Origin of the sequence: Aquabacterium sp. UBA2148 (assembly GCF_002328915.1) — a bacterium.
Classification (GTDB): Bacteria; Pseudomonadota; Gammaproteobacteria; order Burkholderiales; family Burkholderiaceae_C; genus Aquabacterium; species Aquabacterium parvum.
In genome coordinates this window covers 1-6,644 of record NZ_DCXA01000026.1, presented here as the reverse complement: position 1 = coordinate 6,644, position 6,644 = coordinate 1, and the positions used below count along the sequence as shown (strand labels likewise).

At 65.5% G+C, this 6,644-nt stretch carries 7 protein-coding genes; 4 read left to right on the top strand and 3 right to left on the bottom strand.

Annotation, left to right across the window (positions count from 1 at the left end; genetic code table 11):
* From B2W70_RS01610 to B2W70_RS01600, 3 genes are all read right to left on the bottom strand, one after another.
* The coding region (locus tag B2W70_RS01610) for a PIN domain-containing protein (protein WP_286742207.1) at positions 1-866 on the bottom strand (866 nt) is incomplete at its 3' end.
* A 253-nt stretch (positions 867-1,119) separates the two neighbouring features.
* The gene (locus B2W70_RS01605) at positions 1,120-1,599 is read right to left on the bottom strand and encodes a peroxiredoxin (RefSeq protein ID WP_058089317.1); all 480 of its coding nucleotides are present in this window, start codon (positions 1,597-1,599) and stop codon (positions 1,120-1,122) included.
* Positions 1,600-1,719: 120 nt separating this feature from the next.
* A complete protein-coding gene (locus tag B2W70_RS01600) occupies positions 1,720-2,094 on the bottom strand; it encodes an Mth938-like domain-containing protein (protein ID WP_286742206.1) in 375 nt (124 codons plus the stop codon).
* A 137-nt stretch (positions 2,095-2,231) separates the two neighbouring features.
* Between B2W70_RS01600 and B2W70_RS01595 the strand changes: the two genes are divergently transcribed.
* From B2W70_RS01595 to B2W70_RS01580, 4 genes are all read left to right on the top strand, one after another.
* On the top strand, positions 2,232-3,455 hold the full coding sequence (locus B2W70_RS01595) for a pyridoxal phosphate-dependent aminotransferase (protein WP_286742205.1): 1,224 nt from the start codon (positions 2,232-2,234) through the stop codon (positions 3,453-3,455).
* A 93-nt stretch (positions 3,456-3,548) separates the two neighbouring features.
* Entirely contained in the window at positions 3,549-4,889 is a 1,341-nt protein-coding gene (locus B2W70_RS01590; protein ID WP_286742208.1) for a homoserine dehydrogenase, read from the top strand.
* The gene (gene thrC, locus B2W70_RS01585; RefSeq protein ID WP_286742204.1) at positions 4,886-6,307 is read left to right on the top strand and encodes a threonine synthase; all 1,422 of its coding nucleotides are present in this window, start codon (positions 4,886-4,888) and stop codon (positions 6,305-6,307) included. Before B2W70_RS01590 ends, thrC begins: the two co-directional genes overlap by 4 nt.
* 145 nt (positions 6,308-6,452) lie before the next feature.
* On the top strand, positions 6,453-6,644 hold a 192-nt coding region (locus B2W70_RS01580), incomplete at its 3' end, for an HPP family protein (RefSeq protein WP_286742203.1).

Genomic DNA, 6,644 nt, shown 5'->3' with positions numbered 1-6,644 from the left:
TAGAGCAGGTCGCCGTCTTCCAGGGTCTTGTCGTTGAAGTAGTCCTCGGCTTGCAGGCCCATCGCGCGGGCCTTGATGCGCATGTTGATGTCCTTGGACACCAGCACGACTTCGCGCTCGGGTTGCTCCTTGCGAAGTGCCTGCACCACGCCCAGGATCTGGTTGTCGGCTTTGCCTTGCGGCAGGCCCATGGGCAGCTCGATGGTGATGCCCGTGGTCTGGAAATAGAGCTTGCCGCCCGCGCCAGCGTGGCCGGTCTTGTTCAGCGGGATGCCGGAGGCCGGGTCCATCTGCTGGCGGTTGCTCATGTCGGCGGCCAGCGAGTCGAGGTCGCGGCTGACCTGGCGGGCGTTGCGCGCCACCTCGGTCATGCCCTTTTTGTGGCCATCGAGCTCTTCGAGCGTGATCATGGGCAGGTAGACGTCGTGCTCGTCGAAGCGAAACAGCGACATCGGGTCGTGCAGCAGCACGTTGGTGTCGAGCACGAACAGCTTGGTCGGGCCGTCGCCCACCGGACGACGCCGGCGCGGGGTGTGGCTGGCGGCGGTGCGGCTGATGGCGGGTGGCGCGGAGCGCTGAGAAGAGGGCGCTTCTGTCGGGCTCTTTTCGGCCACGATGGCAGGTGCCACCAAGACAGGAGCGGGAGCGGCGGGGCTGGTTTTCTTCGGGCGCGCCTTGGGTTTGGGCGCGGCCTCGAGTTGAGGTTGCACGATGGGCTCCAGCGTGGGCTGGTTGGCGGCATCGGCACGCCCGCTCGCGGTTTTGGCGGCTCGGGCGGTTGGGGTGCGGGAGGCCTTGGGCTGGGCGCTGTAGTCGTCAGCGCTCAGCATGTCGGCGCGTTTGGTCGGCGGCTTGGGCAGTGGCATGGTTCAGGCTGGGGTGACGGAAAACAAAAAGGCCGCACAGGGTGGTGTGCGGCCTTGCGGCGTGTCAGCGAGCGAGGCACCGTGTCGGCACGGGCTCTGGCGCTGTGTCATGTCGGGACTGAAACCAATCAGGCTCGGGGGCATGAACTCATTATGCACACTCCGGCCCGCGCGCAAGCAAGGGATTGGAGGTGTGTGCGCAGCGCCACGCCACGGGGTGAAATGGCGCTGTCGTTCAGGCCCGAGGGGGTGTTCAGGCAGCTTCCTGCTTGAGGCCTTGCACGGCCTTGAGCACGTCTTCGACGTGGCCTGCGACCTTGATGCCGCGCCATTCTTCGCGCAGCACGCCGTCAGGGCCGATCAGGAAGGTGGAGCGCTCGATGCCCTTGACCTTCTTGCCGTACATGATCTTGTTCTTGACCACACCGAACATGTGGCAGAGCTTTTCTTCGGTGTCGGCGATCAGCTCGAAGGGCAGATCGAGGTTCTGCTTGAACTTGTCGTGCGAAGCCAGGTTGTCGCGCGAGACACCGAAAACGACGGCGCCAGCTTTCGCGAACTCCTTGTGCAGGTCACGGAACTGCATGGCCTCGGTCGTGCAACCGGGGGTGTGGTCCTTCGGGTAGAAGTACAGCACGACGGTCTGACCAACGAAGCCTGGGGGGGTGAACTTCACGCCACCCGTGGCGATCGCTTCAAAGTCCGGCAACGGTTTGTTGAGAGCGGGAGTCATGTGATGAAAATCAGCAGCCTGCGTGAATAACCGTTGATTATAAATGCTTCGCAAAGGTCACCCGATCCGGGGGTGTGAAGCAGTGTGAAGTGCGCGGAAATGGTGCGCGGGCGGGGGGCTTCAGTCGCCGATGAGCAATGCCGCCATCACCTGTCGGCCTTCACCCACCAGGATGTTGTAGGTGCGGCAAGCTGCTGCGGTGTCCATGGTCTCGACGCCGATGCGCGCGGCCATGAGGTGGCGCATCAGCGCTGGTTTGACGAAGCGCAGGGTGGGGCCGGTGCCCAGGATCAAGACCTCGGGCCGCGCTTCGAGGATGACTTGGAAATCGGCCTCGCTCAGGGTGTCGAGCGAGTTCACGGGCCAGTTGCTAAGCTCTCCGGTGGGAGGCACCAGGATGCTGCGCGTGTGGACCTGCCCGTTCACCGACACGCTGGTGCGGGTATAGGCGTGGATGACGTTGACGCCTTCGGCGCGGTCGGGCTGGAATTTCATGGGGCGAATGTGCGTTCGGCGGGCCTGCGCACCTGGAGGGGATCGGCACGCTTGTGGGGCGTTTGCCCAGGCGGGTGTGGTTAAATTCTAGCTTTCCCTCGGTTTCCCCCCACCTTGCCCGCCCACCGGAGAACGTTTTGAAGCCCATCGTCAAGTCCAGCAAACTCGCCAATGTCTGTTACGACATCCGTGGGCCCGTGCTGGAAAAGGCGCGCCAGATGGAGGAAGACGGGCACAAGATCATCAAGCTCAACATCGGCAACCTGGCCGTGTTCGGGCTGGAGCCGCCCGACGAGATCGTGCAGGACATGATCCGCAACCTCTCGGGCGCCGCGGGCTACACCGACAGCAAGGGCCTGTTTGCGCCGCGCAAGTCGGTGGTGCACTACTGCCAGGAAAAGGGCATCAAGGGCGTGACGGTGGACGACGTCTACCTGGGCAACGGCGCGTCCGAGCTCATCGTCATGGCGATCAACGCGTTGTGCAACGAAGACGACGAGGTGCTGCTGCCGGCGCCCGACTACCCGCTCTACACCGCCGCAGTGTCGCTCTCGGGCGGTCGCCCGGTGCACTACATCTGCGACGAGCAGCAGGAGTGGTACCCCGACATCGCCGACATCCGCGCCAAGATCACGCCGCGCACCCGCGCCATCGTGGTCATCAACCCGAACAACCCGACGGGCGCGCTCTACCCCGAGAGCCTGCTCAAGGAGATCATCGAGGTCGCGCGCGAGCACCAGCTCATCATCCTGGCCGACGAGATCTACGACAAGACGCTGTTCGACGGCAACGAGCACACTTCGATCGCCTCGCTGGCCGACGACGTGCTCTGCCTGACCTTCAACGGCCTGAGCAAGAACTACCGCTCCTGCGGCTACCGCGCCGGCTGGATGGTGGTCTCGGGCGAGAAGCGCCACGCCCGCGACTACATCGAGGGCCTGAACATGCTGGCCTCGATGCGCCTGTGCGCCAACACGCCGGGCCAGCTGGCCATCCAGACGGCCCTGGGCGGCTACCAGAGCATCAAGGACCTGGTGCAGCCGGGAGGCCGCCTGTGCAAGCAGCGCGACCTGGCCTATGAGCTGCTCAACCAGATCCCGGGTGTGAGTGTGGTCAAGCCCAAGGGCGCGCTTTACATGTTCCCGAAGCTCGACCCGAAGATGTACCCCATCGCCGACGACCAGCAGTTTGCCTACGAGCTGCTGGCCGAAGAGAAGGTGCTGATCGTGCAGGGCACCGGCTTCAACTGGACGCACCCGGACCACTTCCGACTGGTCTTCCTGCCCAACAGCGACGACCTGGCCGAGGCCATCGGCCGCATCGCGCGATTCCTGGACGGCTACCGCAAGCGCCACGCCTGAGCCTGCGTCCGTCTCTGTCCTGATTTGAAACACGCGGGCAGCCCACGAGGCCGCCCGCAGCGAACCCTAGAAAACACCATGAGCCAAGAACAACTGCGCCCCGTGCGCGTCGGCCTGCTGGGCATCGGCACCGTCGGCGGCGGCACCTTCACCGTCCTCAAGCGCAACCAGGAAGAGATTCGCCGTCGCGCTGGCCGTGGCATCGAGGTGACCATGGTGGCCGACCTGAACACCGAGCTGGCCACCAAGGTGGTGGGCGACGCCGCCCAGGTCGTGGCCGACGCCCGCGCCGTGATCGCCAACCCGGACATCGACGTGGTGGTCGAGCTGATCGGTGGCTATGGCATCGCCAAGGCGCTGGTGCTCGAAGCCATCGCCGCCGGCAAGCACGTGGTCACGGCCAACAAGGCCCTGCTGGCCGTGCATGGCACCGAGATCTTCGCGGCCGCCCGCGAAAAGGGTGTGATCGTGGCGTTTGAGGCCGCCGTGGCCGGTGGCATCCCCATCATCAAGGCGCTGCGCGAAGGCCTGACGGCCAACCAGGTTCAGTGGGTGGCCGGCATCATCAATGGTACGACCAACTTCATCCTGTCCGAGATGCGCGACAAGGGCCTGGACTTCGATGTGGTGCTCAAAGAAGCGCAACGCCTGGGCTACGCCGAGGCCGACCCCACCTTCGACATCGAGGGCGTGGACGCCGCGCACAAGGCCACGCTGCTGAGCGCGATTGCCTTCGGCATCCCGGTGCAGTTCGACAAGGCGCACGTGGAAGGCATCACCAAGCTGTCGGCCACGGACATCAAGTACGCCGAGCAACTGGGCTACCGCATCAAGCTGCTGGGCATCGCCCGCCGCCGCGATGATGTCAAGACGCCAGCAGGCGTCGGCGGCGTGGAGCTGCGCACCCACCCGACCCTGGTGCCGATGAAGCGTCTGATCGCCAACGTCGAAGGCGCGATGAACGCCGTGCTGGTGCAGGGCGATGCCGTGGGCACGACCATGTACTACGGCAAGGGCGCAGGTTCCGAGCCCACTGCCTCGGCCGTGGTGGCCGACCTGGTGGACATCGCCCGCCTGCTGGACGCTGCCCCGGCGGCCCGCGTGCCTTACCTGGCCTTCCAGCCGGATTCGATGTCGGCGCTGCCGGTGCTGCCGCTGGAGCAGGTTGTCACCTCTTTCTACCTGCGCCTGCGCGTGGCCGACAAGGCCGGTGTGCTGGCCAAGCTCACCGGCATCCTGGCTGACAAGGGCATCAGCATCGACGCGGTCATCCAGCGCGAGGCCGATGAGGTGAGCGAAGGCAGCCAGACCGACCTCATCATCCTCACCCACGAGACTTCTGAGGGCGGCATGAACCAGGCCATCGCTGCGATGCAGGCGCTGCCGACCGTGCTGGCGCCAATCGTGAAGCTGCGCAAGGAAGAGCTGGCATGAAGTACATCTCCACGCGTGGCGACAAGACCGAACGCGGCTTCTCCGAGATCCTGCTCGAAGGCCTGGCGCCGGACGGTGGCCTGTACCTGCCCGTGTCCTACCCGAAGGTGGACGACGCCACGCTGACCAAGTGGCGCGGCTTGCCCTACGCCGAGCTGGCTTACGAGGTGCTGTCGCTGTACATCGACGACATCCCGAAAGCCGACCTGAAGGCGCTGGCCGCCAAGACCTACACGCAAGAGGTCTACGGCTTTCCCGAGATCACGCCGCTCAAGCACCTGGAGCCGGGCCTGAGCCTGCAAGCCCTGTCCAACGGCCCGACGCTGGCCTTCAAGGACATGGCCATGCAGTTGCTGGGCAACCTGTTCGAGTACGAACTGGGCCGCCGCGGCGAGCAGCTCAACATCCTGGGCGCCACCTCGGGTGACACCGGCAGCGCGGCCGAATACGCCATGCGCGGCAAGAAGGGCGTGCGCGTATTCATGCTGAGTCCGCACGGCCGCATGAGCCCCTTCCAGCAGGCCCAGATGTTCAGCCTGCAGGACCCCAACATCCACAACATCGCTGTGGAAGGCGTGTTCGACGATTGCCAGGACATCGTCAAGGCCTGCTCGAACGACCTCGACTTCAAGCGCAAGTACAAGATCGGCACCGTGAACTCCATCAACTGGGCGCGCCTGCTGGCCCAGGTGGTGTACTACTTCGCCGGCTACTTCTACGCCACCAAGTCGAACGCCGAGAAGGTGTCCTTCACGGTGCCGTCGGGCAACTTCGGCAACGTCTGCGCCGGCCACGTGGCCCGCATGATGGGCCTGCCCGTCGAGCAACTGGTGGTGGCCACCAACGAGAACAACGTGCTCGACGAGTTCTTCCGCACCGGCACCTACCGCGTGCGCGGCTCGGCCGAAACGTACGAGACCTCGTCGCCCTCGATGGACATCTCCAAGGCCTCGAACTTCGAGCGCTTCGTCTTCGACCTGCTGGGGCGCGACGGTGCTGCCTGCAAGGGGCTGTTCAAGGACGCGGTCGAGAAGCAGGGCGGCTTCACGCTGCCGGCCGAGGTGTTCGCCAAGGTGCAGGGTTACGGCTTCGTGTCGGGCACCAGCTCGCACGCCGACCGCCTGCTCACCATCCGCGAAACGTTCGAGAAGGACGGCACGCTGATCGACACCCACACGGCCGACGGCCTGAAGGTGGCCAAGGAGCACCTGAAGCCCGGCGTGACCATGATCGTGCTCGAAACCGCCTTGCCCGCCAAGTTCGAAGAGACCATCGTCGAAGCCACTGGCCAGCGTCCGGCCCGTCCGTTCTGGATCAAGGGCCTGGAAGGCCTGGAGGCGCTGCCCAAGCGCTTCGTGGTGAGCCCGAACGAGACGCAGTGGGTCAAGGACTACGTCGTCCAGCACTGCCAGGACTGACGGGTTTGAAGTGGGGGCGCCGGTGCTTGCTGCTTCGGTTCTCGGCATGGACTGACCGAGTCAGCGCGACATGCGGCCCCTGTTTTTCCGCCTGAAGGCATCGGCCCACGCATGGTGGCTCGGCCTTAAGCCTGCCGCCCCTTCCGTGAACGCCCGCGAGCAGTGGCGTGCCTTGCTCGGTGCCGGCGTGGGCATCCTGGTGACCGCGCTGCTGGCCCGCTGGATGGGCACGGCCCTGCCCACGGGCGGTGCGGCCTGGATCGCGGCCCCGCTGGGCGCCAGCGCGGTGCTCGTGTTCGCCGTGCCGGCCAGCCCGCTGGCCCAGCCGTGGTCGGTG